The organism is Planctobacterium sp. R6 (assembly GCF_055755215.1).
This window is the reverse complement of sequence record NZ_JBVTQY010000019.1, coordinates 64,946-90,200: the sequence shown is the minus strand read 5'-3', so window position 1 is coordinate 90,200 and position 25,255 is coordinate 64,946. Positions and strand designations below refer to the sequence as shown.

Annotated in this window: 20 protein-coding genes and 1 pseudogene; 11 read left to right on the top strand and 10 right to left on the bottom strand. The window is 46.0% G+C overall.

Annotated features, from left to right (window positions below; translation table 11 throughout):
* Positions 1 to 63 precede the first annotated feature (63 nt).
* The 3 genes and pseudogenes from AC0J20_RS13365 to AC0J20_RS13355 all read left to right on the top strand — a co-directional run.
* Positions 64 to 783 (top strand): annotated as a pseudogene (locus tag AC0J20_RS13365) (efflux RND transporter periplasmic adaptor subunit); the annotation flags it as partial.
* Positions 784 to 809: 26 nt separating this feature from the next.
* The gene (locus AC0J20_RS13360; RefSeq protein WP_473022033.1) at positions 810 to 4,172 is read left to right on the top strand and encodes an efflux RND transporter permease subunit; all 3,363 of its coding nucleotides are present in this window, start codon (positions 810 to 812) and stop codon (positions 4,170 to 4,172) included.
* 2 nt (positions 4,173 to 4,174) lie between these two features.
* Positions 4,175 to 7,261, top strand: a complete 3,087-nt coding sequence (locus AC0J20_RS13355) for an efflux RND transporter permease subunit (protein WP_473022032.1) — start codon at positions 4,175 to 4,177, stop codon at positions 7,259 to 7,261.
* Positions 7,262 to 7,316: 55 nt separating this feature from the next.
* Here AC0J20_RS13355 and AC0J20_RS13350 read toward each other — a convergent pair whose 3' ends face one another.
* Positions 7,317 to 7,715, bottom strand: coding sequence for a universal stress protein (locus AC0J20_RS13350; RefSeq protein ID WP_473022031.1), 399 nt, complete (start codon positions 7,713 to 7,715; stop codon positions 7,317 to 7,319).
* Positions 7,716 to 7,883: 168 nt separating this feature from the next.
* Positions 7,884 to 8,633: an SDR family NAD(P)-dependent oxidoreductase gene (locus tag AC0J20_RS13345; RefSeq protein ID WP_473022030.1), complete on the bottom strand. Its 750-nt coding sequence runs from the start codon at positions 8,631 to 8,633 to the stop codon at positions 7,884 to 7,886.
* On the opposite strand from AC0J20_RS13345, the gene AC0J20_RS13340 reads away from it, so the two are divergent.
* A complete protein-coding gene (locus AC0J20_RS13340) occupies positions 8,617 to 9,648 on the top strand; it encodes a LysR family transcriptional regulator (RefSeq protein ID WP_473022029.1) in 1,032 nt (343 codons plus the stop codon). The two genes, AC0J20_RS13345 and AC0J20_RS13340, sit on opposite strands and share 17 nt — an antisense overlap.
* Positions 9,649 to 9,699: 51 nt before the next feature.
* Here AC0J20_RS13340 and AC0J20_RS13335 read toward each other — a convergent pair whose 3' ends face one another.
* Positions 9,700 to 10,155 carry a GNAT family N-acetyltransferase gene (locus AC0J20_RS13335; protein ID WP_229527099.1) on the bottom strand — a complete coding sequence of 152 codons (456 nt, stop codon included), beginning with the start codon at positions 10,153 to 10,155 and terminating at the stop codon, positions 9,700 to 9,702.
* Positions 10,155 to 10,640, bottom strand: coding sequence for a GNAT family N-acetyltransferase (locus tag AC0J20_RS13330; RefSeq protein WP_229527098.1), 486 nt, complete (start codon positions 10,638 to 10,640; stop codon positions 10,155 to 10,157). The genes AC0J20_RS13335 and AC0J20_RS13330 overlap by 1 nt, the downstream gene beginning before the upstream one ends.
* 247 nt (positions 10,641 to 10,887) lie before the next feature.
* On the opposite strand from AC0J20_RS13330, the gene AC0J20_RS13325 reads away from it, so the two are divergent.
* From AC0J20_RS13325 to AC0J20_RS13300, 6 genes are all read left to right on the top strand, one after another.
* On the top strand, positions 10,888 to 12,162 hold the full coding sequence (locus AC0J20_RS13325) for an efflux RND transporter periplasmic adaptor subunit (protein ID WP_473022027.1): 1,275 nt from the start codon (positions 10,888 to 10,890) through the stop codon (positions 12,160 to 12,162).
* A 15-nt stretch (positions 12,163 to 12,177) separates the two neighbouring features.
* Complete coding sequence (locus tag AC0J20_RS13320) at positions 12,178 to 12,885, top strand: ABC transporter ATP-binding protein (protein ID WP_473022026.1); 708 nt, start codon at positions 12,178 to 12,180, stop codon at positions 12,883 to 12,885.
* A gap of 10 nt (positions 12,886 to 12,895) precedes the next feature.
* Positions 12,896 to 14,209, top strand: a complete 1,314-nt coding sequence (locus AC0J20_RS13315; protein WP_473022035.1) for an ABC transporter permease — start codon at positions 12,896 to 12,898, stop codon at positions 14,207 to 14,209.
* Positions 14,210 to 14,219: 10 nt separating this feature from the next.
* The gene (locus AC0J20_RS13310; RefSeq protein WP_473022024.1) at positions 14,220 to 15,449 is read left to right on the top strand and encodes an ABC transporter permease; all 1,230 of its coding nucleotides are present in this window, start codon (positions 14,220 to 14,222) and stop codon (positions 15,447 to 15,449) included.
* Between the two features lie 267 nt (positions 15,450 to 15,716).
* On the top strand, positions 15,717 to 16,379 hold the full coding sequence (locus tag AC0J20_RS13305) for a hypothetical protein (protein WP_473022023.1): 663 nt from the start codon (positions 15,717 to 15,719) through the stop codon (positions 16,377 to 16,379).
* 254 nt (positions 16,380 to 16,633) lie between these two features.
* Positions 16,634 to 17,809 (top strand): hydroxymethylglutaryl-CoA reductase, encoded by a 1,176-nt coding sequence (locus AC0J20_RS13300; RefSeq protein ID WP_229527090.1) that lies wholly within the window; start codon positions 16,634 to 16,636, stop codon positions 17,807 to 17,809.
* A 63-nt stretch (positions 17,810 to 17,872) separates the two neighbouring features.
* Here AC0J20_RS13300 and AC0J20_RS13295 read toward each other — a convergent pair whose 3' ends face one another.
* The 6 genes from AC0J20_RS13295 to AC0J20_RS13270 form a co-directional block, all read right to left on the bottom strand.
* Complete coding sequence (locus AC0J20_RS13295) at positions 17,873 to 18,535, bottom strand: SDR family oxidoreductase (protein ID WP_473022022.1); 663 nt, start codon at positions 18,533 to 18,535, stop codon at positions 17,873 to 17,875.
* Positions 18,536 to 18,545: 10 nt separating this feature from the next.
* The gene (kdsB, locus tag AC0J20_RS13290; RefSeq protein ID WP_473022021.1) at positions 18,546 to 19,304 is read right to left on the bottom strand and encodes a 3-deoxy-manno-octulosonate cytidylyltransferase; all 759 of its coding nucleotides are present in this window, start codon (positions 19,302 to 19,304) and stop codon (positions 18,546 to 18,548) included.
* Positions 19,305 to 19,312: 8 nt separating this feature from the next.
* Positions 19,313 to 19,507 carry a Trm112 family protein gene (locus AC0J20_RS13285; protein ID WP_267498120.1) on the bottom strand — a complete coding sequence of 65 codons (195 nt, stop codon included), beginning with the start codon at positions 19,505 to 19,507 and terminating at the stop codon, positions 19,313 to 19,315.
* A gap of 32 nt (positions 19,508 to 19,539) precedes the next feature.
* The gene (gene lpxK / locus AC0J20_RS13280; RefSeq protein WP_473022020.1) at positions 19,540 to 20,511 is read right to left on the bottom strand and encodes a tetraacyldisaccharide 4'-kinase; all 972 of its coding nucleotides are present in this window, start codon (positions 20,509 to 20,511) and stop codon (positions 19,540 to 19,542) included.
* Positions 20,511 to 22,259, bottom strand: a complete 1,749-nt coding sequence (msbA, locus tag AC0J20_RS13275; protein WP_473022019.1) for a lipid A export permease/ATP-binding protein MsbA — start codon at positions 22,257 to 22,259, stop codon at positions 20,511 to 20,513. Before msbA ends, lpxK begins: the two co-directional genes overlap by 1 nt.
* A gap of 117 nt (positions 22,260 to 22,376) precedes the next feature.
* The gene (locus AC0J20_RS13270) at positions 22,377 to 24,662 is read right to left on the bottom strand and encodes a DNA internalization-related competence protein ComEC/Rec2 (RefSeq protein ID WP_473022018.1); all 2,286 of its coding nucleotides are present in this window, start codon (positions 24,660 to 24,662) and stop codon (positions 22,377 to 22,379) included.
* A gap of 56 nt (positions 24,663 to 24,718) precedes the next feature.
* Between AC0J20_RS13270 and AC0J20_RS13265 the strand changes: the two genes are divergently transcribed.
* Positions 24,719 to 25,252 carry a DUF2062 domain-containing protein gene (locus tag AC0J20_RS13265; protein ID WP_229527070.1) on the top strand — a complete coding sequence of 178 codons (534 nt, stop codon included), beginning with the start codon at positions 24,719 to 24,721 and terminating at the stop codon, positions 25,250 to 25,252.
* The last annotated feature ends 3 nt before the right edge of the window (positions 25,253 to 25,255 follow it).

Below are 25,255 nucleotides of genomic sequence, written 5' to 3'. Positions count from 1 at the left end.
TGTTGTGGAACTTAATCCGGAGAGCAAAAAAGAAGCAGCTTAACGGCTTAGGCGACAACTACCTTGAAAAACGCCGAAAAAGAGTTGGATAAAATTGATAAGGTCTACAACAAAAAACTGGTCAGCGATGACACTTACGACAAATTGACTGCACAGTTTGAATCTGCCAAAGCCACGTTAGAATTGGCTGAGCTGGATTTAGCAGAAACCACCATTCGCGCCCCTATTTCGGGGTATATTGCAGAAAGAAACGCCAAAGTAGGTAACCTGACAGAGTCTTTCCAACGTGAAAGAATGTTTCAGATTGTGCAGCAACGCCAACTTTACGGTATCGTGCACTTGCCGGAAAAAGAGTTGGCTCGCGTTCACAAAGAACAAAAAGCCACCTTGTCTATTACTGCCCTGAGCGACCAGAACATTGACGCCTATGTGGAGCGTATCTCACCGGTTATAGATGCAGAAACCGGCACCTTCAAGGTAACATTAAGAGTGCCCAACGAAGATAATCACCTCAAAGCCGGCATGTTCTCCAAGGTGAAGCTTAACTATGACACTCATCAAAATGCCACCTTATTACCTCGTAAAGCCCTGTTACACATTGATGACCAGATAAATGTATTCGTGGTCAAAGATGGCATTGCCACGAAAATCGCAGTGAAAATCGGCTATCAGGAAGGTCAATTTGTAGAAATCACAGAAGGTTTGGATGGCTCTGAGCAGGTTGTTATTACCGGCCACCACAACCTGAAAGATCAGGCAAATGTAGAAATCGTTAACGGTTAAGTCAGCCACACATTTCGGAGAATAAGATGAGTATCATTGATGTGGCGGTTAAGCGCCCGGTTACTGTGTGGATGTTTACTTTTGCCGTATTGTTGTTTGGCATGGTGTCGTTGTCCAGATTATCTATTAACCTTTTACCTGAGTTGTCCTACCCAACACTGACCATCAGAACGGATTATGAAGGCGCCGCCCCGGGTGAACTAGAGCAACTGGTTTCCAAACCCATCGAAGAAGCCATCGGTGTGGTTAAAGGTGTCAGAACCGTTAAATCCACCTCTAAAGCAGGCCAGTCGGATGTTTTACTGGAATTCGAATGGGGCACCGACATGGATTTAGCCTCATTGGATGTCAGAGAAAAATTAGATATTCTGCAATTACCGCTGGATGTCTCTAAACCGTTACTGCTGCGTTTTAACCCCTCGCTGGACCCCATCATGCGCTATGGTTTGGGTGGTGCGTTACCCGCCCCTAAAAACGACAATAGCGATTCGTCAGAAAAACCTGCTATTCAACAAACGCAACTTACCAGTTTAGATACAGCTGGAATGAAGCGTTTGCGCATTTACGCCGAAGAGCAAATTAAACGCAAACTGGAATCAGTAGAAGGCGTCGCTTCGGTCAAAGTCGGTGGTGGTCTGGAAAACGAGATCCAGGTACTTATCAACCAACAAAAAACCAGCCAGCTGAATATAACCATCAGAGAAATCGTGACAAGGCTGCAACAGGAAAATGTTAACACCTCAGGTGGACGGGTAGAAGACGGCTCGCAGGAGTACCTGGTCCGCACATTGAACCAGTTTGAGACGCTGGATGAGATGCGGGATTTGTTTATTGCTACCCGCAATGGTCGGCACATTCGACTTGGGGATATCGCTGAAATAAAAGACAGTCACAAAGAGCGCACCTCGATTACCCGATTTGACAGTTTTGAAGGTGTCGAAATTGCCATCTACAAAGAGGGAGATGCCAATACCGTAGAAGTCGCACAAAACGTCAAAAACCGTCTGCAACGAATTCAGGAAGAGATCCCTGAACAATACAAGATGCAGCTGGTTTACGATCAATCTACGTTTATTTCAAATGCCATTGATGAAGTTAAATCAGCCGGTATTGTCGGTGGATTATTAGCCATACTGATTTTGTACCTGTTCCTGAAAAACATCTGGCCAACCTTTATTATTTCCATTTCAATCCCGGTTTCTATCATTGCCACCTTCAATCTAATGTATGGCAACGGCATTAGCCTGAATATTATGAGCCTGGGTGGCATTGCGCTGGCTATCGGCTTACTGGTAGACAACTCCATTGTGGTGCTGGAAAACATCGACCGTAAAAAACGGGAAAAGCTGGATAATAAAACCGCAGCAGCCCAGGGCACTAAAGAAGTATCAATGGCCATTGTGGCCTCAACCCTGACCACTATGGCGGTGTTTTTTCCACTGGTGTTTGTGGAAGGCATTGCGGGCCAGTTATTCGGTGACCAGGCCATGACCGTCACCTTTGCACTGGGTGCCTCTTTGCTGGTGGCGTTGACTATCATCCCTATGATGGCCAGTCGTGCAAACAAAGAATCCGAAGCAGATACGTTGGATTTAGGACCAGTACGTACAAAGGGTGTTCCCACTACCCGTCTGGGCAAGTTTTTCTATTACCTGACGTTGCCAGTCAGGTACCTGCTTAAGGGTATCTTTTATTTCATTCCACTGTTGATCAGTAGCCTGGTAGTTCTGATTGCACGGGTATTACGCAAAGTATTGGGTTACCTGTTCCGGCCAATTTTATGGGTATTTGATAAAGCCTATAACGCCATTTATGTCGGCTATCAGGGACTGTTAAATTTTGCTTTAGCCCAAAGAGCCCTGATCATTAGCGCTATTTTGCTGATATCCCTCAGTTCGTTAGCACTGGTCAGTAAATTGGGCATCGAGTTAATTCCACCGATGGCACAGGGAGAGTTCGATGTCGAGGTCACACTTCCTACCGGAGCAAGATTAGAAACCACAGATCAGGTGTTAAACGAGTTATCGCGTTTTACTGAAAGCCTGCCCTACGTGCAGCGCACCTATTCCATCGCGGGTACCGGTAGTTTGATGAATGCCTCACCCAGTCAGGGCGGGGATTACTGGGGCAAACTAAATGTGGTACTTAAACCCGGTTCGCTACCAGCGGATGAATTAGCAACGCAGGCAGCGATGCGTGAGTACTTAAAGTCACAGGCCGGGGTACAAAGTAAGTTTGGCAAACCGGAATTATTTAGTTTCAGCACGCCTCTGGAAATTGAACTAATGGGTTATGACCTGGGTATGTTGCGTCGCTACGGCGAGCAAATCGTGTCTACGCTGGAAAGTAATGATCGATTTGCGGATGTGAAATCCTCGTTGCAATCGGGCAATCCAGAGCTCAAAGTGCATTTTGACCACGCCAAACTGGCACAATTAGGCTTGTCTTCACCTGATGTTGCCCAGTTAGTCGCAGCCAAAATAGGCGGTGAAGTGGCCAGTAAATATTCCATCAATGATCGCAAAGTGGATATTCTGGTGCGAACTCAGGAAACCCAGCGCGATTCAGCAGCAGATGTTTCGCAGATTATTGTTAATCCGGGCGCAGCCCGCCCCATCACGCTGGATGCAGTCGCCGATATAGAAACCTCTATCGGTCCCAGCGAGATCACCCGTGTTGGTCAGGAGCGCGTTGCTATCATCTCAGCCAATCTGGCCTATGGTGATTTAGGTGATGCAGTGGCCGATGCCGAAAAACTGTTAGCCGAAATGCAATTGCCTTTGAGTATGCAGGCAAACATTTCCGGCCAAAATGAAGAAATGGAAGTGTCGTTCCAGTCGCTGAAATTTGCATTGGCACTGGCAATATTCATGGTTTACCTGGTAATGGCCTCTCAGTTTGAATCACTGCTACATCCGTTTTTAATTTTGTTCACTGTGCCACTGGCCTGTGCCGGTTCGATTTACGGGCTATATCTGACCGGAACATCAGTATCCGTTGTGGTATTTATCGGCCTCATTATGCTGGCAGGTATTGTGGTCAACAACGCCATTGTTTTGGTAGACAGAATCAATCAGTTACGAGAGCAAGGTGTCGCGAAAATAGACGCTATTAAAGAATCTGCGCTGACCCGATTTCGTCCTATCCTGATGACAACGCTGACCACCACGTTGGGTTTATTACCTATGATGTTGGGATTCGGTGAAGGCGCTGAAATTCGCAAACCTATGGCTATCACCGTTATTTTCGGACTGATGTTCGCGACCTTATTGACCTTGTTCTTCATTCCTATTTTGTACAGCTTGTTTGATCGCAAGAAATTTGCGCAAAAAGATCCGCAAACTGATCCAGCCGAACTGGGATCAGCTAACGGCAATGCAGGAGCCTGAAGATGAACCAGCAACCTGAAAACAAGTTTCAGTTAATGGGTGCGGGGCTGGCCAACTTCGCGCTACGTCGCCCTGTTACCGTCTGCATGTTTTTTGCCTCGATGTTACTACTGGGGCTTATCTCCAGTCGCTTATTACCACTGGAGAAGTTCCCCGGTATTGATATTCCGGAAATCTATATTAATGTCCCTTACCGGGACGCTTCGCCAGCCGAGGTAGAGAAAATGATCACCCGGCCAGTAGAAGAAGCACTGGCAACCATGTCAGGCATTCAACGTCTGCGTTCATCCTCCAGAGAAAATGGCGCTGAAATAGGAATTGAATTCAACTGGGATGAAAACATCAATGCTAAAAGTATCGAAGCACGTGAAAAGATCGATGCAATACGGCACTTATTACCTGACGATGTTGAACGCATACTGGTGTATCAGTTCAATACCAATGACCTGCCCATTTTCCAACTTCGGGTGTCCAGCGAACGCGACCTGTCCAATGCTTATGATTTGCTGGAACGCAACCTGAAGCAACCGATTGAACGCGTCGAAGGCGTTTCCAGAGTTGAGCTTTATGGCGTTTTGAAAAAAGAAATCGCCATTCGCATCGATCAGGAACGCATGGCAGCCCTGCATGTAAATGTGGGAGACCTGGTAAGGACATTACAGGCCGCCAATTTTTCCATGAGTGCCGGTCACATCTTTGAAAATCAGGAAAAAATATCTGTAACACCGCAAGGCGAATATCGCAGCATGCAGGAAATTGAAGCGCTGTATGTGGCCAAAGGTATTCAGTTAAAAGACATCGCTGAGATTCAGTATGAGACTCCACGTCGCTCTGAAGGCCGACACCTGGATCAAACCTACGCGGTCGGTTTTAACATCTTTCGCGAGTCTGGCTCTAATCTGGTTGAAGTATCAGAGCGGGTTTGGGATGTGATTGATGAAGCAAATGAAAATCCGGCATTTAATGGTATCAACCTGCTTATTTTTGATGATGAAGCTGAATCTGTAACATCCTCATTGTCAGATTTGGTGGATGCCGGATTAATGGGTGCCTTTTTATCAATACTGGTGCTGTACGCATTTTTACGTCGCTTCACCACCACCCTGATTGTGGTGCTCTCAGTACCGTTTTCATTGTGTATCACGCTGGGATTTATGTTCTTTTTTGGTTACACCATCAATATTTTGTCTTTGATGGGGCTAATGCTGGCTGTGGGCATGTTGGTCGACAATGCCGTGGTGGTCACTGAAAGTATTGAACAGGAAAAAGCCAATGTAAAAGATGCGGTTACCGCCACCAAAATTGGTGTGTCCAAAGTCAGCCTGGCGGTGATCGCAGGTACTGCAACCACTGCTATTGTGTTCTTACCGAATATCATTGGTAAAAAAGTCAGCCTGACAATCTTCCTGGAGCATGTGGCAATCTCCATCTGCATATCGCTGTTTGCTTCACTGTTGATCGCACAGACACTGATCCCATTGTTGGCTTCAAAGATCAAACACAAACCGCGTAAAAAAGATGCAAAGCCCAGCATCATGAAACAACGCTATGAACGCATGCTGGCCTGGACACTTTCTCACCAGGGGTGGAGTGCTATTATCGGTTTATTGATGATTGTCAGCACGGTGTTCATTGCGCAGCTGGTACCTGATAACGAGCAAGGTATGGATAGCAGAAATCGCATTTGGCTTAACTACAATATCAATGGTAACTACACCCTGGATGAAGTAGAAAAAACAGTCACCAAACTGGAGACATTTTTGTATGAACATCAGGAAAAATTCCATATCAAATCCATCTACAGTTACTACACACCCGGGTTTGCTGTTTCCGGTATTACCCTGAACGATGAACTGCCTGTTAAAAAGAAAGAAATTCAGGAAATGATCCGTGATGCGTTGCCTAAATTTGCGCGAGCTGAACCCAGTTTTCGCTGGGACGATGGCGGTGGCGGCGGAGTTCGTTTGACCTTGTTAGGCCCGTCTTCGGAAAGCTTGCTGCGTATTGCCGACCAGGTAGTGCCAGTACTGAGCAATATTGACGGTTTAGCGGATGTTAAGACAGAGATAGATGACAACCAACGGGAATTACAAATCCACGTTGACCGGCAAAAAGCCTATCGATTTGGCTTAAATTCTCAGGATATTGGCAGTATTGTGGCAACCGCATTACGCGGCAATAACCTGCGCACTTTCCGCCATGGGAACAACGGTGAAGTAGATATTCGACTGATGTTTGACGAAGCATTGCAACATTCTATCGCAGAATTAAAATCACTGCCTGTAGCGCGTGATGGCAACAAAACAGTCACATTGGACATGGTTGCAGATTTGCAAATAACCAGCAGACTGTCGCAAATCAATCGTTATTATCGACAAACGGCAATTGCGATTGGGGCCAACATGGAAGAAGACATGACGCTGGACGAAGCCCGTGAAAAAATTGAAAAAATCATGGGTAGTCTGGAGCTGCCCACCGGGTATAGCTGGTCATTGGATGGTAGTTTCAGACAACAGCGAGAGTCAGAATCGATCATGCTGACCAACATGCTGTTAGCTATCGCCATGATTTATATTGTAATGGCTGCATTGTTTGAGTCTCTGGTATTGCCAACCGCGGTGATTACTTCGGTGCTGTTTTCATTTACCGGCGTATTTTGGACCTTTGCTCTTACCGGTACCCCAATGTCGGTGATGGGCATGATAGGCATGCTGATCCTCATGGGGATCGTAGTCAATAACGGCATTGTTTTAGTGGACCGCATCAATCAATTAGTCAACGAAGGCCATCGTGTCCATGATGCCATCATGGAAGGATGTCTGACCCGGGTCAGACCGGTCTTGATGACAGTGGCGACCACCGTGCTGGGTTTACTGCCTTTGGCACTGGGTGATACCAATGTTGGTGGCGACGGCCCGCCTTATTCCCCCATGGCAATCGCGATTATTGGCGGATTAGTCTTTTCCACCATGACCAGTTTGTTGCTGGTACCACTGGCCTACTTGCTGCTGCTCAAATTGCGCCGCAAAACCCATAATATGATTAATGACAGTAAAGGATTAGTGGCTAAAATCATCAAAGCCGCTTAGGAAAAAATAACCACAAAGAGCCTGACCTGAAGGGTCAGGCTCAGGTGTATAAACACTATTTCATTCTCACCAAAGACACATCACAAACCGCATTGTTAGACACCGCCGAGGCAGTAGAGCCAATCAGTGATTGCAGGCCTTTTTTTGAGTGCGTTCCCAGCAAGATTAAATCAGCCTTTTTACGCTTTGCTACCTGGCAAATAATTTCGTGAGGTTTACCAACTTTAAGCACCCTGTTCTTTTTCGCCACTTTGAATTCAGCCACCAATTTCTCAAATTCAGGGCTCGCTTTTTCGGTCAGTTCCTTCTGATAATCCTTTGGCAAAAACGTATAAGGCAGCACATTGACAACAATCAATCGACTACCAAACTTATCCGCCAATGTACTGGCTTTAGTGAGTAACTCTCTGCCTTCATTGCCGATTTCAACGGCACATACTATTATTTTATACATAATTACCTCATTCCGAAATGCAAAAAAAAGCGGTCAACCATCACACATGAATATGCTCAGGATACTGCTGTTTATACACAACGTCGGGCAAAAGGTATTTGATGTAAATCAATATCTTGGGGGTAAGCGGTACACGCTATTACCCCCTTACCGTTCCGATAAGCAACTTTAAGAAATGGAAAGTCCACCATCCACGTCAATGATTTGCCCGGTTATCCAACTGCCGGTGGAAGCGGCCAGCTCAACTACCCAGTGAGCCACATCATCGGGAACCCCTCGTCTTCCCAGGGGAATTTTCGCAATCTCGGTCTTCTTAACTGCAACAATCTCTTCAGGGCTAAGGTTCATTCGAGCCTGCAAAAATTCACTTTCAGTAGGCCCAGGCGCAACCGCGTTAACTCTGACATGTTTAAATGCCAGTTCTATGGCCAGGCTTTTGGTCAGGTGTTCAATCGCAGCCTTACTGAGGCCGTACGCACTTAAAAATGGCGCGGCTTTGTGACCATAGGTACTACTCAGGTTGACAATATTCCCTTCTACCTGTTCCAAATAAGGTAATGACTTTTGAATCATCTTAATTGCGTACAAAACATTAATGTTGAATACGTCTGTTATCGCAGCAAAGGGTAATTGCTCTATGCCACCAATGCATCCGGCACCAACATTGTTAACCAATACATCAATTCGACCAAAGTTCGTCACCGCATAATCAATAATCACCTGTGCCGAGTCAGGGTCAGCAGCATCAGCAACTACACCATAAATGTTTGCGTGGCTACCGGTTATGTCATCGAGTACATTTTTTCTTCGTCCTGAAATAACCACTTTTGCCCCGTCTCGTGCGAATTGCTTCGCGGCCGACAGACCGATTCCGGAGTTTCCACCTGTAATCAAAACTACTTTGTCTTTAAATCTCATCAATTTGACCTTTCTTGTTAAGCAGAAAGGCATGCTAATTCATTGCATTAACAAACAATATGCAATATTTTCTTACGTCAAAATAAAGAAAATATTTATAATTAATATGTACACTTCAAAAACAATTATCTCTTTTGTCAAAACTGTAGAGCATGGGACATTGGCGGCAGCGGCCCAATATTTAGGCGTATCGGCAGCAGCGGTGGGTCAAAACATTACCCGTCTTGAAAACACTTTAGGCGTCAAACTTTTTTTTAGAACCACCCGTGATTTAACACTGACTGATGAAGGAAAACTGCTTTATCAAAGAGCAAATGCCCCGATCAAAGAATTGGAAGAAATCAATCATATATTTGCAGAAAGTCGAAACATTGTCAGTGGCGAGATTTCCATAAGCTGTACAAAAAAGCTATGCGAAAACATTGTTTTAGAACTGGCAACTGATTTTGCTCAACAACACCCTGAAGTGTCCTTCTCATTTGATTCCAGTGATGCGGTTAAAGATATTCAAAGAGATAGCATTGATATCGCTTTTCGAATCGGTTCAGTGCAACATCAAACCATCATTGCCCGAAAAATAGGTACCAACCCATTGGGCGTATACTGTTCGCCTGTATATCAGGAGAAATATGGCGTACCAGAAACAATAGAAGATTTGTTAAACCACAACTGCCTGCAATACGTGTTCCCCGGAAATCAACTACGCTGGATATGGCAGTTTAATACCAGCAAACCTGTAAAAATTGATACTTCGGGCAATTTCACATTTAATGATCCGGCACCAATGGTGGAAGCATGCAGAAAAGGATTGGGGCTTATTCAAACCGACCGATATAGCGTCAGCGAGTATCTGCGTGAAGGAAGCTTAGTTAGTGTGCTTGAACAGTACAGCCCTGCTCCACTGGAACTGCATTTGTGTTATGGCACCAGAGAACGACTTCCATTGAGGGTCAGAAAATTTATTGACTATGTCGTTGAACAAAGCAAAACATCGGAGCTTTTATCTCCTCTCTAAGCTAAAAACAGATTAATTTATCAATGGCTTAATTGTTCTGTCTGCAAGATTTCAGAAGGATTTTTCCATAAATACGCTGTGGGGATCGTCGCCGTAGTCAGCAAAAGGGCCACGGACTTCAAATCCGTACTTGCTATAAAGCGTGCGTGCAGGTTGAAAAAAAGGTTCAGCGCCGGTTTCTAATCGAAGCCATTGATACTGCCTGGTATAAGCCTGCTGAATAACGTGATCCAACAATAAGCGGCCGATGCCTTTGCCCCGATATTTATTGGCCGTGCGCATCGATTTAATCTCCGCCCAATGCGGTGCGTGCTCTTTTAATGCAACGCATCCCGCCGCAGAATCACCATCCCAGATGCACCAGAAACTAATATCCGGGTTTGTCAGCGCGGTTAAATCCAGAGTATGTACACTCTCTGGTGGCGAGGTGGCGTACATGTCCGCGATGTGCTCTTGCAACAATGCGACAACTCTGTCATCCGATACATCATCGGCTCTGATGATCATCAGGCGATCAACTTTCGATACATCTGTACGGTTTTCCCCTCAGGGTGCAATACCGATTGCACAGGTTCAAAACCACAGCGTTGATGGAATAAATGAGACGCTGGATTGGGCGGCTCTTCATTAACCTCACAACACAAGGCCTCAATACCATTTTTGCGACAAAAGGATTCAGCTTGTTGATAGAGACCTTTGCCGATCCCTTTACCTTTGTATATGGGGCTAACGAAAATGCGGTCTATGTACAGGAAATTATCGAACCGGTCACAAAACCAGTTAAAATTAAAGCCGTGATTATCCGCCCCTTTCATAAAGCCCATTATGACCCCTGAAATGGCATATTCGTCAGTACAAACTTCTACAAACGCCGCTTCATTGCATAGAATCGTCAGAGTTTTTAAGTCTAACTCATTGACATGCGGGACTTCCCGATTGTTTAACCTGAGAATTTCAGGCAAATAAGCCGTTTCAATCTGATTAAAATTCATTCCCTGCACCACCACTACTACATACCTGCATTATTCTGCGAATTAGCAGTGAAAACAAGTAAAAATAAAGCGCTAAAAACATAAATATTGTCGTCTGAATTCCTGTCATAACAAACTGTTTTTCCAGAATAAAAACAATTTGCAACATTCTGTCTAAAAATTTTTCCGGATTGCGTTAAACCTTTTAAATCATCGCCGCGACTTAATCAGTGATTGTTCAGTTTTGGTTAATATTTCGGGGAAATGCATGAAAATCACAGATACCAGTGGTCAGGATGTCGTTCTGGCACCTGCATCAAACAAACATAAATGGTTTAAGGGTGGGATTGCCGCGGTGGTGGTTGTGGCTATTATCGGTGTTGTCGCGCCTTCGTACAGCGACTGGGCGAATTCAGATCTGTCTGTTTCCCTGGAAAGATTGCGACTGGCCAAAGTCACCCGTGGTGATTTTGTCAGAGATCTGTCGGTGCAGGGACGGGTCGTAGCAGCTGTCAGTCCTAAGTTGTACAGCCCCGCTCAGGGCACTATCACTTACCGGGTGGATGCCGGAGACTCAGTACAGCAAGCGCAAATTCTGGCTACCATTGAAAGCCCAGAACTCACCAATGAATTACAACAAGAATTAGCGACTTTACAGCGTTTACAGATAGAACTGGACCGAAAAAAGATTCAGGCCAAACAGCAGGCACTGAACAATCAAAAATCCATTGATCAGGCCCTGGTGGCCTTAACTGCCGCTGACAGAGAAAAACGACGCGCCGACAAAGCCATAAAGAGTAACAGCATCAGCGCCATTGACTTTGAAAAAGCACAAGATGATCTGGAGAACGCTCGTCTGGAACACAAACACGCTGTAGAAGACGCGCAATTAGCAATTGAATCGTTTGAGTTTGAATTGAAAACCAACCAACTTCAGGTAGACAGACAGGGGCTTTTGGTGGCCGATCTGCAACGAAAAGTTCAGGAGTTAACGGTGCGCTCTCCGGTTAGCGGTATCGTCGGCAACCTTGCCGTGGAGCAAAAAAACCAGGTAACCCAAAACCAGGCAATATTATCGGTTGTGGATCTCAGTGAATTTGAGGTGGAACTGCAAATTCCGGAAAGCTACGCCGACGATTTGGCCATCGGAATGGATGCAGAAATACAGTTTAACGGTGAAACGCACTCGGCAGTTCTGGTCACGATTTCCCCCGAAATCCAGAACAATCAGGTGACCGGACGGGTGCGTTTTGCCAACTCTTCAGAACTGGGATTACGTCAAAATCAACGTCTCACGACCCGTATTCTGATGGAAAACAAATCCGATGTACTGATGGTGCAACGAGGTCAGTTTCTGGAAAGTGCCGGCGGGAAAATAGCCTATCTCATTCAGGAAAACCGCGCCATACGCACACCCATACATACCGGTGCCCGCAGTTTGGGGTCGGTTGAAATTCTGGCAGGTTTGTCAGTTGGCGATGAAATCATCGTCTCCAGTACCGAAGCATTCGATGGTGCTGAAACCGTATTACTCACACAATAATTGGGGGAAATTCTCATGTTAAAGATGGAAAACATTGCCAAGGTATATCGCACTGATGTTGTAGAAACCCATGCGCTGAAAGAATTTAGTCTGGAAGTGAACGAAGGTGATTTTGTCGCCGTAACAGGCCCTTCTGGTTCGGGAAAAACCACCTTTTTGAATATTGCCGGATTACTGGAAACCTACTCGGCAGGTCGTTACTTTCTTGACGGAAATGACGTTTCAGGCATTAGTGATGCAGCCAGAAGCCGGGTCAGAAACGAAAAAATCGGATTCATTTTCCAGGGATTCAACTTAATTCCCGATCTCAGTTTGTTTGACAATGTCGATGTACCACTGAGATATCGAGGTTTCAGCAGTAAAGAGCGCAGGCAGCGAATAGAACAAAGCCTGGACACCGTGGGACTTAGCAACAGAATGAAACACTTGCCAGCACAACTTTCAGGCGGACAACAACAACGCGTAGCCATCGCCAGAGCCCTGGCCGGTTCACCGCGATTTTTATTGGCAGACGAACCAACGGGTAACCTTGACAGTAAAATGGCCAACAGTGTGATGACGCTATTGCAAGAAATTAATCAGCAAGGTACCACCATCGTCATGGTAACCCACGATCCGGGTTTAGCGGCGCAGGCAAAACGCAATATACACGTCCGGGACGGTCAGGTCAGTGAGTTACATGAAGTCAACACTGAACACACCAGAGATGTCGTTAACGGATGAGGAAAAAGCCATGATGAGTTATTACCTAAGGTTGGCGTTTATCAGTATGCGCCGCAATCCGGTGTTAAGTAGTTTGATGGTGTTGGCCATTGCATTAGGTATCGGTGCCTGCATGACCACCATCACGGTAAATTACCTGATGTCCAACAACCCGATAAAACACAAAAATGACGTGCTGTTTCACGTGCAATTGGACAACTGGGGGCCTTTTGAGGCTGCCGTAGACCCTAATGATCCCCCATATCAACTCACCTGGACCGATGCCACCAACTTGCAGCAAGCTCAACAGGGCATTCGCCAGGCAGCAATGGCAAAATCAGGCGGTGTTGTAGAGCCCGCCGATCCGGACATTAAGCCATTTCAGGCAGGATACCGCCTCACCTACAGCGATTTCTTTAGTATGTTCGACGTGCCCTTTTTATATGGTTCAGCGTGGGATAAACAAGCTGACGAAAATGCCCGGCACCTGGTGGTCCTTACCAAAGAGATAAACGAAACCCTGTTTGGCGGTAAAAACTCTGTGGGTCAAAGCGTTACCTTATCCGGTGAAGTGTTTACCATTGTCGGTGTCATTGCTGAGTGGCACCCCATTCCAAAGTTTTACGATCTCAACAATGATGACTTTGGGCGTCCTTCGGAACTATTTATCCCATTACAGTTAAAACGCACAATGAAACTGCCCAGTTGGGGGAATGTTAATTGTTGGAAGTCTCCCGATGAAGAAGGCTTCGAAGGATTTTTAAACTCAGAATGTGTCAATTTTCAGTTTTGGGTGGAGTTAGACAATCCTGCTGAGCGAAGCGATTATGCGCTGTTTTTAGACAACTATGTCAACAGTCAAAAAGAACTGGGCCGCTTCCCTCGCCCACTCAACAATCGATTAAACAATGTTCAACAGTGGCTGGAATACAATGAGGTTGTTGCCGACGACGCGCAAATAATGATGTGGTTGTCGCTGATGTTTTTAGCCGTTTGTTTACTCAATACCATTGGACTTATGCTTTCTAAATTTATGGGCAAATCCAGTGAAATAGGCCTACGCCGCGCTGTCGGTGCGACAAAAGGTGATTTATTTGTTCAGCACACAGTTGAAACCGCCTGCATTGGTGTCGCAGGTGGTTTATTGGGATTAGGTTTTTCCTTTTTTGGATTGCAGGGACTGAGAGTCCTTTATGGTGAATTTGCCCACAAACTCACCAGCTTAGACATGAATATGGCAATTTTAGCGGTTGTAATTGCCCTGGTCTCCACCATATTAGCGGGTTTATATCCCACCTGGCGCGCCTGTTCAATCGCTCCGGCCAGTCAACTTAAAAGTCAGTAGGGAGATAACAATGAACGCATCTCTGGAATTAGGCCCAATTTTTCGCACTTTATTGCGCAATAAAATGGGAGCCTTGTTGATAGCACTGCAAATCGCAGTCACCATGACCATCGTGGTCAATGCCATATTTATCATCGATGAACGCGAAGCACTGATGGCCCGCGTCAGCGGCGTGGATGAAGCCGACAGTTTTTATGTTAACAGTAACGGTTTTGCCAGTGATTTTGACAACCCAAATACCATTCAGGAAGATCTGCGCCAAATCAGAGCATTGCCATCAGTACGCAATGTAACCACCATTAATGCCATACCGATCAGCGGTGGTGGCTGGTCGATGAGTCTTCAAACCGAAGCGGGTGAAGGCAAGGATGATGTCGCTACAGCCGTGTATATGGTTGACCATCATGGCCTGGAAGCTCTGGATGTTCAGTTACTGGCCGGGCAAAACTTTACTGAACAGGAATTGCGTTATCGCGATGGCAGTGAGGAAGGTTGGCCACAAAACATCATCATCACCCAGGCTCTTGCAAATGACCTGTTTCCCGACACCGCTATCGATGAAGTCATAGGTAAAACAACTTACATTAACAACGATGAACCCATGCAAATCATCGGAGTCATTGATGCATTGCAGGCCCCCTGGATTGGTTGGGAACAACTGGAAAACACCATGTTGTCGCCGGAATATTTCGCATTTAATAACTCAACCACTTACTTTGTCAGGGCACAAGATGGCATGCGGGATCAGGCGATGCGCGCAGTAGAAGAGTATCTGGCTCAGCGGGCCAATGAACGGCTTGTCAGAGGAATGGAGTCCTTTGAGGATGTAAGAAATGAGAGCTATGGATTCCACGCAGCAATGATCAAAATTCTCACCATCGTCATGGCAACACTGGTGTTGATCACAGGAATGGGCATTGTCGGTTTAGCGAGTTTTAACGTCAACAAACGCAAGAAACAAATTGGCACTCGCAGAGCACTTGGCGCAACACAATGGCAAATCGTACGCTATTTTATGCTGGAAAACTTTATGATCACCAGTATCGGCGTTTTGACCGGTGCAGCGTTGAGTATCGGACTTAACATTCTGCTGGTGAACTTTTTTGAATTAAACCGCATCAGTTGGTATTACATCCCGATTGGAATGCTGTGCCTGTGGCTACTGGGACAATTGGCCGTACTGGGCCCGGCTAAAAAGGCGGCAAACATTCCGCCCGCAATGGCCACCAGAACGGTCTGAACAGGTACTGCGTGATCATCAACAGCAGACGCATTGTAGCCTTGGTGATCACGCTCTTGTCAAAAGATGCAATTATACACCCATATTGATTAAATTCTCGCCACTTAATACCTGATTGTTCAGCTATATACTAAAGCAGTATGTCTTTCTGACATAAAAACCAGGATACTTACGCCAGACACAGCTGACAGCAGTTGGCCAAGACAAACCTCTACGACACTATTACGAAAGACGATGGTGTGTTCCGAAATTAAGGGTGCATTCTGAATGACAAAGTTTGCCGCGATATTCCTGTTTTTATGTTTAAGTCAGGCCAGTTTCGCCAACGACAAGCAGCCTCCTCCCCCGCTGGACCCGGCTTATATGGGAAGCTATAACATGGTACTGGTTAGCATGGGCACAACCTTGTTCGCGTACCCGATGCCAGGTTACGAGAAACCTCATAATCAACAATTGCTCTACAAAATCAACACTAAAACCCCTTCAGTCCGTTTTCTGGTAAGGGATGCTGATTTGGTTACGGCAAAAACCCAACCTTTTAACCTGCAACGTCTGCTCAGAGGCGAAAAGTTAGAAGTGGTTATGGATATTTACATGGGGCACTTTGATCGCGGTGGTATGAAAGTGCATGAGCAAGCCGTTATTGCATTCGATGAACAGTTGTATCTGAGAACCTTTGAAGAAATTAAACCGTCCAGCATCCGACAGGTTTACGACAAGGTCAAAGTCGGTACCAACGAATTTATATTAGTACACAGACTGCAGCAGCCGCCCACGTTCGATAACCTGATCTTGTTTGACGATATGGTAAGTTGCGTAACTGAATTTAGTACGCCCTCTGCGACGCCTACTATTCCACAACTGTTCAGTCGACTGACGCTTTGTGGTCCGATGAAACCTTTGTATTACGAAACAGAAACTTACCGATAAAAACTAAAGTAAAACAAAGGGCCAGTCGGCCCTTTTTAGTTTTACGATTGCCCCGCTCCACTGCCTATACTTTGCAGGCAATACTTCTGGTATCGCTATCCGCCTAAAACGAATATGTCGTTTCTGTGAAATTTCCCGTTCCTGATTGGAAATCACAGATCAACACTTGTGGTCTGACCAGTTACATGATTTACTAAGCCTGATGTCAAAAAAATCACCCTTAATAAAATCATTAAAACAGGACACACAAAAAAATGAGAGATGATATTCGAATTCCGCGTAGTAAAGAGAACGATTACACACCGGAAATGGCAGCTGAGCGACGCAAGTTTATTGAAGCAAAAACCGGCGAGCCCATGACCTTAACCGGTCAGTACACTATTGATACCGGAGTACTGCCAGGTAATATCGAAAACTTCATTGGTATTTGTCAGATGCCGGTTGGCGTCGCAGGACCAATGAGAATTAATGGTGAAGATGCACAGGGTGACTTTTACATCCCGTTGGCAACAACTGAAGGCACCCTGGTTGCCAGTTATTCCCGCGGAATGCGGGTGATCACAGAAAGTGGCGGTGTAACCACGACCGTAGTTGAACAGTACATGCAACGGGCACCGGCATTTCTGTTTGACAATGCCCGCGAAGCCAGGGCTTTTGGCGAATGGGTAAAGGAAAACTTTGACAGCATCAAAACCGCAGCAGAAACGACCACAAGTATCGGTAAGCTGAAGCATATTCACCAGTGGTCAGTGGCCAAATCCCGGTATCTGCGTTTTAACTACACCACTGGCGACGCGGCCGGTCAGAACATGGTTGGCAAAGCCACGCTGATGGCCTGCGAATGGATTAAGCACAATTATCCAGGCGGTGCCAACTACCTGTTGTCCGGAAACATGGACACCGACAAAAAACACTCCCACCTGAACATGCTGCATTCACGTGGTAAACGGGTAATCGCTGAATTAACAGTGAAAAAAGAAGTCCTTAAGGCCATCATGGGTGTAGATACAAAAATGTTGGCCAAAGCCACTGTACTGGCAAATACCGGTGCGTTAATGGCGGGCGCGGCATACAACGGTCCACATGCGGCGAATGGCATTGCCTCCTTGTTTATCGCAACGGGTCAGGATGAGGCCAATGTCGTAGAGTCTCATGCGGGTTTATTCACCCATGAATTGCTGGACAATGGCGATATATATCTCGCGGTGACATTACCTTCATTGATCTGTGCAACCTTTGGTGGTGGAACCGGTTTGCCCACGCAAAGAGAGTGTTTAAACATGTTGGGCTGTGTGGGTAAAGGCAAAGCTAACAAGTTCGCGGAAATAGTGGCCGCCACCGTGCTTGCAGGTGATATTTCTTTGGGTTGTGCAGTCATCGCAGGTGACTGGGTGTCCAGCCATGATCAGTTAGGGCGGAATCGCGGTTAATCCAGCCTGGCTCCATAAAACTAAGGGCGTTGCACAGCGCCCTTCTCTGTGACATGCCACCCACTACCAGGGCAAAACTTCACCATTGGCGTGCCAGAATGTGCCACTGTTATCCATATTCAATTCATCCATACGGGTTACCAGTCGTTGTGCTGACTCGTTGGCAGGCACTTCTCCGCGAAAATCCACCATGCCCGTCTGAACATATCCCGGATGCAAAACCGCAACGGCAACATTGCGCGGTTTAAGATCAAGGGACAGCGATACTGCAGCAGCGTTTAGTGCCGCTTTAGACATTCGATAACCGTATCGGCCACCACTGCCGTTATCCCCCATCGAGCCCATACGGCTGGTGATGATACCTACTTTAGCGTTGGCGTTCAGATTATCCAGTAACAAATCTGTCAGCACCAAAGGCGCCACAGCATTCACTCTGAATTGCTGTTCAATGGTAGCGACGTCAATATGATTCAAACTTTCGTCACGCAAAATGCCTGCATTGTGAATGAGTATATCAATACCAACACCGTGCAATGGATGAATCATACCTGACAAACCCTGCACATCTGAGAGTTCAACGCCATCAATGATATTCGCTTCGGTAGCATCCAACGCTTCACTGGACTGACGACATATAGCCCATACTGTACAGCCGCGTGCCAGGTAAATTCGGGTAAGTTCTAAGCCAATGCCACGATTAGCTCCGGTAATAACAACATTTACCATGTAATACTCCCTAATGTTCTTTTAATGCTCTTTGCAGGTCGTCCGGTGTATCAATGCCAGGCGGTGGTGTGCACCGGGCCTGCTCTACGTGAATCGCATACCCATGCCAGAGCACTCTGAGTTGCTCCAGAGACTCAATGTGCTCCAAAGGAGATACATCGAGTTCAATGTACTGTTTGATGAATGCAGCGCTGTAGGCATAAATCCCAATATGGCGCTGATAAAAATCGCCAATATCTTTAATGTCAGATGGTTTTACCCCCAAAAATCGGCTTCTGTCATACGGAATAGTCGCCCGACTAAAATACAGAGCATTCCCGTTTGCATCTGTGACAACCTTGACCGCATTACCATTAAATGCCTCATCAATATCATTGATTTTCACTGACAAGGTAGCCATTTTTGCCTGCTGATTTTGCGCCAGATTTATAGCGACCTGCACTATATTTTCAGCGGGAATAAAGGGTTCATCCCCCTGCACATTGACAATAATTTCTTCATCCGGCAGTGCCAACAATTGCACCACCTCAGCCAATCTTTCAGTGCCGCTGTCATGATCAGCCCGGGTCATACAGACTTGTCCACCAAAGCCCTCGACAACCTCTTTTATACGCTGATCATCCGTTGCCACAATCACCCGTCTGGCTCCGGACTGTTCCGCCTTTTCATAAACCCATTGCACCATAGGTTTGCCATTGATATCCACCAGTGGTTTGCCAGGAAATCGGCTTGACTGATATCGGGCAGGAATAATTACTGTAAATTCCATAGTTAAACTCAGGAAATTGAATTCAGATCTTCAAGTGTCAAGGTGCGAGCTTCTGACTCCAGCATTACCGGGATATTATCTCTTACCGGAAAGGCTAACTTATCAAATTTACAAACCAATTCTTCAGATTCTCGCACATAAATTACTTTCCCTTTACACAAGGGGCAAACCAAAATATCGCTTAATTTTGGATCGATAGGCATCGTATTGTCCTTCCCATATCAGCCATCAGGCGTTAACTATAATGTTTAAGTTTACTCAAAAAGTCCTGATTGAACTTCTCGGTTAATTTTGCACTTACCGGTAAATACCACCATGACTCCCGTGCAAATCCGGCACATTTCACGGCATCTTTTTCGGTCATCAGCACAGTACCTTGCGGAATATCAGACGCTTTAAAATGATAATGATCCGGAAACGCCTGGGTACTTTCAAGCTTTATACCTTTGCTGTGCAACAATTCGAAAAAGCGTTGCGGGTTGCCAATCCCGGCAATTGCCGACACCGCGCCCGTTATTTGGTTCAAAGGCCGGGTTTGCCCTTTAAATTTAACATTAACTAATTGTCCGGGTTCCAACGACATCAGGTATTCGTCTTTTTTCAATTTACCACCGTTCAACACGATAAAATCAACCTGCTGAAGTCGCCATTTGCCTTCTCTTAATGGACCTGCGGGCAGCAACAGACCATTGCCTTCCCTTCTCTGGCCGTCAACAACGGCTATTTCAATGTCTCTGGCCAGGCGATAATGCTGTAAGCCGTCGTCACTGATCACAATATTGCATTGGTACTGTTTCACCAACGCGTCTGCGCCCCGAACCCGGTCGGGGTCCACCACAACCGGGCAATTGACTCTTTGTCTGATAAACAGTGGCTCATCACCACAATGTGCCGGATCGGAATTGGTTTGTACCTGCATCGGATAGGATGCAGCCTTACCACCATAGCCCCTTGAAACGATACCCGGGCGATAGCCTTGCTGCTTTAAAAAGTTACTGAGATAAATCACCAATGGCGTTTTGCCATTACCACCGACATTGATATTACCGACAACCACTACGGGTACGTCTAATTTGTGGCTTTTCAGGATATCACTGCCATAGGCCTTTCTTCTGAAAGTACTGATCAGCCAAAACAACAGACTCAGTGGCAACAATAACAAGGACCAGCTGAATGGTTTATACCAGGAGGCTTGCAAACGACTCATTAAGCACCTTCGGTAAATTGCATTCGGTGTAATTGTGCGTACATCCCATTATTGTCCAGCAATTGTTTGTGTTTACCTTGTTCGACAATTTCACCCTTGTTGATCACCAAAATCTGATCGGCATTTTCAATGGTGGATAATCTGTGGGCCACAACAATACTGGTGCGTTCTTTTTGCAGGGTTTCCAATGCTTCCTGAATATAACGCTCCGACTCAGTATCCAGTGCCGACGTCGCTTCATCCAGTATTAAGATAGGGGCATCTTTAAGAACAGCACGGGCAATAGCGATGCGTTGCCGTTGCCCGCCAGAAAGCATCAGGCCATTTTCACCGACAAAAGTATCGAGTCCATGCTCTAATTCCTGGGCGAATTCCAACACATGGGCAACTTTAGCTGCATGCTCAATTTGCTCACGAGTGACCACGCCTTCCATTCCATAGGCAATATTATTAGCAATCGTGTCGTTGAAAAGTGTCACCTGCTGCGATACTACAGCGATTTGGTTTCTCAGTGCGCGTAATTCAATATCTGCCAGGGGTAATCCGTCCAGCCTGATCTCACCTGACTGAGGTTGATAAAAACGTGTCAGCAAATTTGAAATCGTGGATTTACCACTGCCCGAGCGCCCCACTAAGGCCACGGTCTCCCCTTTGGGAACGCTAAAAGAAATATGCTTTAACACCTGTTCGCCCTGAGGATCATAAGCAAAACAAACCTCGTCAAACTCCAAGTTACCCTCTACCCGCTGCGGCTTTTTAACGCCGGTGTTTTCTTCTTCCTGCTGGTCAAGGATCATAAAAATACTTTCACAGGCCGCCATGCCCTTTTGAAATTCACTGTTAACGGTAGTGAGTTGCTTTAATGGTTTTAATAACATTGTCATACTGACCACCACCGAGGTGAAAACCCCGGCTGTCAGGTTATCAACCATGCCAGGCATACTGGAAATAAACAGAACAACTGCCAATGCAAACGACGCGATAACCTGAATGCTGGACACCGACAGAATTCGGGACACCACCAGTTTCATATTTTGCTGGCGATTGTGGTTGTTCCTGTCCTGAAAACGGTTTTGTTCTTTTTCCTGCCCATCAAACATCAACACCACTTTATGACCTTTCAGGACCTGCTCAACAGAGGTTGTCAGGTTACCCATGGATTTTTGGATATTTTTGCTCACCATGCGAAATCGCTTGCTGACATATGCCACGATCAAAGCCACAACAGGCCCGATAACCAAAAACGCCAGGCTTAATTGCCAGGATTTATAAAACATAATAGCTAACAGGCCCAGCACTAAGGCGCCTTCTCGCACCAAAGTTAACAGGGCTTTACCTGCTGCCACCGATACCTGCTCGGTATCGTAAATTACTTTAGAAATTAACTGACCGGTTGAATGCTGATCATGAAACGAAACAGGTAAATGCACGAAACGGGAAAACAGTTCCTGACGCATCTGCATGACCACCATATTGCCAATCCAGGACAAGGTGTAGGTTCCCATAAAATTAAACACCCCGCGTAATATGAAAAGCGGGACGATCAAATAGGCAGCAATGCGTAAATAATCGAGATCCCCCTGTACCAGGCTTTTGTCTATGGCGTGTTCCAGTTGAGAGATAACAAAAACATCGATCAGGGAGTAACCAATCATCCCCGTGATAGCGGCAACAAAGGGTAATTTAAAGCGCTTTAAATAAACGCAAAAACGAGCGAATACCGCTCCGTTATATTCAGTTTGATTCATTAAAAAATTTCAGTGTTAAACAAAGCAAAGTGTAAGCTTATGAATTCTGTACGAATAACAGGCTCTAGTGTAGCCGTTCAGCCATCAAATTACAGCATACTTACGCCAATATTGGCCTCAATCCCGTAAATACCACCTGGGTTGTTCATCATTTCGCCAGGATAATACCTGTGGCCCTTGTGATGTATAAAAACGCACAGACAGCTGCCCCAGTTGTGCGGTGTTATACACACTGGCGCCAATCTTGTGATAACGCTTTTTTACAATATCCGCGGGCATTCGCCACCGATTCATAAAACCAGAAGATACCAGCACATATTGGGGCGATACAGCTAAAACAAAAGCACCGGATGAAGAAGATTTGCTGCCGTGATGGGGAGCCAAAAGTACATCAGCGCGCAAATCTATCTTACCCTGGCGATGCCAGTCAGCGAGCAATGCCTCAACTTTTGCTTCGATGTCACCTGGTAACAATAATCGGTGTTTGCCATCATCCAGCATGACAACACAGGACTGGTTATTATCAGCCTTTAACAATTCAGGAAAATTGAAATCGGGCCACAAGACTTCGAAATGAATACCTTGCCAATGCCAGTTCATGCCACGCCGACAATCGCCTTTTTTCACGATAAGCTCTGAAACGCTGTAATCTCGCAAAATGGCTGGTAATCCACCAATGTGATCGTTGTCACTATGACTGATAATTAATTTATCAAGTTGCCGTATTTTTGCCTTGTCCAATACCGGGTTTATCACCGCCTGTGCCATACTAAATCCATCGGGAAAACTGGCGCCGGTATCGTAAAGAACTGCCCTGCCATTGCGGCGTAACAGTACCGCAAGGCCATTGCCGACATCCAGGATATCCGCCTGCCAATAGGGGTGGTTCGCTATTTTAAACTCGGAAAGTGATGGCAACAAAAATAACAAAAAAAGAGGTTTAGGGATAACAACTCGGGGCATTAACAGCGCAACGACAAACAATAAGAGAAACAGAACCGAAGCAGGCTGACTTAGTGAGACGTTGAACCAATGTACCGGCAACGCTAACAACTGAGTCAACAGTTGTTCACAGCCACCAAACAGTTCCAGACTTAAAGCCATAAGCCACGGCGCTAACTCCGGTACTAAAATGATAGCCAACGTCGCCATCAGGCTGACCGGTAACAGAACTAAGGTGACAAAGGGAATGGCCAGTAAATTAATGACCGGCGCAATCACGCTCACACCCTGAAACATCCATATTAGACCCGGCAGCATGAGTACGCTTATTCCTAATTGCAACTTCACGAAGTAACCGGCTTTAGTGATAACCCCTTTGCCCCGCGGCGGAAATCGCCAGAATAAAAACCATAGAATCACAATGGCTGAAAAACTCAGCCAGAAACTAAAACTAAAAAGACTCAAAGGAAACAGCACAATGAACAGCGCCAGGCTGGTCAGGATAAAGCGTCTGGCAGGCCAGTGGATACCGGTAACCACCAAATACCACGCCAGTAACAGCATTAACCAGGCTCTGAGGGTTGGTACGGCAAAATCAGCGAGATACAAATAAGCAAAACTGACAATAAGACTAACAGTAAGCCCAAATACACGGATGTTTGAAATAACAAGGCGTGCCAGCAGTGCATTCCACAGGGTACACAAGGCACAACACAACAGATAACTCCACAATGCAACCATGCCCAGATGCATGCCCGAAATGGCGACAAGATGGGCTGTGCCGGTTTCCTGCAACAGCGTCCAGTCCTCAGATTGCAACAGCCCGCGGAACCCGATGGCAAGCGCCAGCAACCAGCGAATTTCTGGCTGTTCATACTGCAGCAGTTCATCGGTAATCTGTTGGCGCAACGTAACCCTGCTGTCCTGAATAAGATTTAGCTCAGACGGTTTCACATATCCTGTTGCAACAATACTTTCGGCAAATAGCCAGGTTTGGTAATTAAATCCGGCTTCATTACTCAGCCCCCAACGAGGTTTCAATTTCACGTGAAGTTGCACCTGTTGACCGTCTTTTAGCGGCAGCGATGGCTGCAACCAACTTAGTCGAATTTTTATCGGGCGAAGCGTCGCGATCGGTTTGTGGTTTCCTTCAGAGCTAAAAAAATGAGTCGCCAGCAGATCGAACTTCAGATTATTTCCCGGCACTAAAACTGTCCCAATTTCGCCAATAAGCGTTACGGGCTGCAAAAATAGTGCTTGTTTGGGTTGCGTATAGTTTACCCAATGGCCTAAACTCAGCATCCATAAAACACCGAAACAACAACCGGACAGCGAAGTTGACTTTCTCAACAATGCGATTCCCAGCAGTAACAACACCAAGATAGTCCAGACTGGCAACAAGCCTGACCAAACTAATGAAGTTGCACTGGCGGTAATAAAAGAGAAAAGAAACCTGTCCATAGTATTGTGAATGTCTCATTATGTAGCAGCATCCCACTGCAAAAGCCGTAACATATATGCCAAAAAAGTTAATCAAACGATTTTTACCTGATCACCAATCCATCAGAGAGCAAAAGGCGCTCAAAGTGTTTGGTAAGCTATTACACGATGCAAATCTTTGGCATTTAAATCGTAAATCTGCCTGTGGTGCTTTTGGTATTGGCTTGTTTTTCGCATTTTGGCCGGTGCCCTTTCAGATGTGGCTGGCGGCTGCATTGTCTATTCCTCTCAGAGTTAACCTGCCGGTATCGGTAGCCACGGTTTGGATCACCAACCCGTTTACCATGCCCCCGATATTTTATGGCGCATATAAAGTCGGTACTTTCATTATTGGGACACCGGCTAGCAAATTTGAGTTCGAACCCACCTGGCAATGGGTCGTCAACAGCATGGAAACTATTGGCCCGGCGTTTTTATTAGGTTGTTTTGTTTGTGCCGTGGTTTTCGGACTCATCGGCTACTTCGGGCTTAACTATGTCTGGCGTTTCTCTGTGAAAAAAGCCTGGCAACAGCGTCAAATCGCCCGTCAGCAGCGAAAGTTAGCGCCCTGACAC

Coding starts and splice junctions, on each gene's coding strand:
- AC0J20_RS13360 (WP_473022033.1), top strand. CDS start 810: ATGAGTATCATTGATGTGGCGGTTAAGCGCCCGGTTACTGTGTGGATG.
- AC0J20_RS13350 (WP_473022031.1), bottom strand. CDS start 7,715: ATGTATAAAATAATAGTATGTGCCGTTGAAATCGGCAATGAAGGCAGA.
- msbA (WP_473022019.1), bottom strand. CDS start 22,259: ATGAATCAAACTGAATATAACGGAGCGGTATTCGCTCGTTTTTGCGTT.
- AC0J20_RS13345 (WP_473022030.1), bottom strand. CDS start 8,633: ATGAGATTTAAAGACAAAGTAGTTTTGATTACAGGTGGAAACTCCGGA.
- AC0J20_RS13355 (WP_473022032.1), top strand. CDS start 4,175: ATGAACCAGCAACCTGAAAACAAGTTTCAGTTAATGGGTGCGGGGCTG.
- AC0J20_RS13310 (WP_473022024.1), top strand. CDS start 14,220: ATGAACGCATCTCTGGAATTAGGCCCAATTTTTCGCACTTTATTGCGC.
- AC0J20_RS13295 (WP_473022022.1), bottom strand. CDS start 18,535: ATGGTAAATGTTGTTATTACCGGAGCTAATCGTGGCATTGGCTTAGAA.
- AC0J20_RS13305 (WP_473022023.1), top strand. CDS start 15,717: ATGACAAAGTTTGCCGCGATATTCCTGTTTTTATGTTTAAGTCAGGCC.
- AC0J20_RS13285 (WP_267498120.1), bottom strand. CDS start 19,507: ATGCCTATCGATCCAAAATTAAGCGATATTTTGGTTTGCCCCTTGTGT.
- AC0J20_RS13330 (WP_229527098.1), bottom strand. CDS start 10,640: ATGAATTTTAATCAGATTGAAACGGCTTATTTGCCTGAAATTCTCAGG.
- AC0J20_RS13325 (WP_473022027.1), top strand. CDS start 10,888: ATGAAAATCACAGATACCAGTGGTCAGGATGTCGTTCTGGCACCTGCA.
- AC0J20_RS13315 (WP_473022035.1), top strand. CDS start 12,896: ATGATGAGTTATTACCTAAGGTTGGCGTTTATCAGTATGCGCCGCAAT.
- kdsB (WP_473022021.1), bottom strand. CDS start 19,304: ATGGAATTTACAGTAATTATTCCTGCCCGATATCAGTCAAGCCGATTT.
- AC0J20_RS13265 (WP_229527070.1), top strand. CDS start 24,719: ATGCCAAAAAAGTTAATCAAACGATTTTTACCTGATCACCAATCCATC.
- AC0J20_RS13270 (WP_473022018.1), bottom strand. CDS start 24,662: ATGGACAGGTTTCTTTTCTCTTTTATTACCGCCAGTGCAACTTCATTA.
- AC0J20_RS13335 (WP_229527099.1), bottom strand. CDS start 10,155: ATGATCATCAGAGCCGATGATGTATCGGATGACAGAGTTGTCGCATTG.
- lpxK (WP_473022020.1), bottom strand. CDS start 20,511: ATGAGTCGTTTGCAAGCCTCCTGGTATAAACCATTCAGCTGGTCCTTG.
- AC0J20_RS13320 (WP_473022026.1), top strand. CDS start 12,178: ATGTTAAAGATGGAAAACATTGCCAAGGTATATCGCACTGATGTTGTA.
- AC0J20_RS13300 (WP_229527090.1), top strand. CDS start 16,634: ATGAGAGATGATATTCGAATTCCGCGTAGTAAAGAGAACGATTACACA.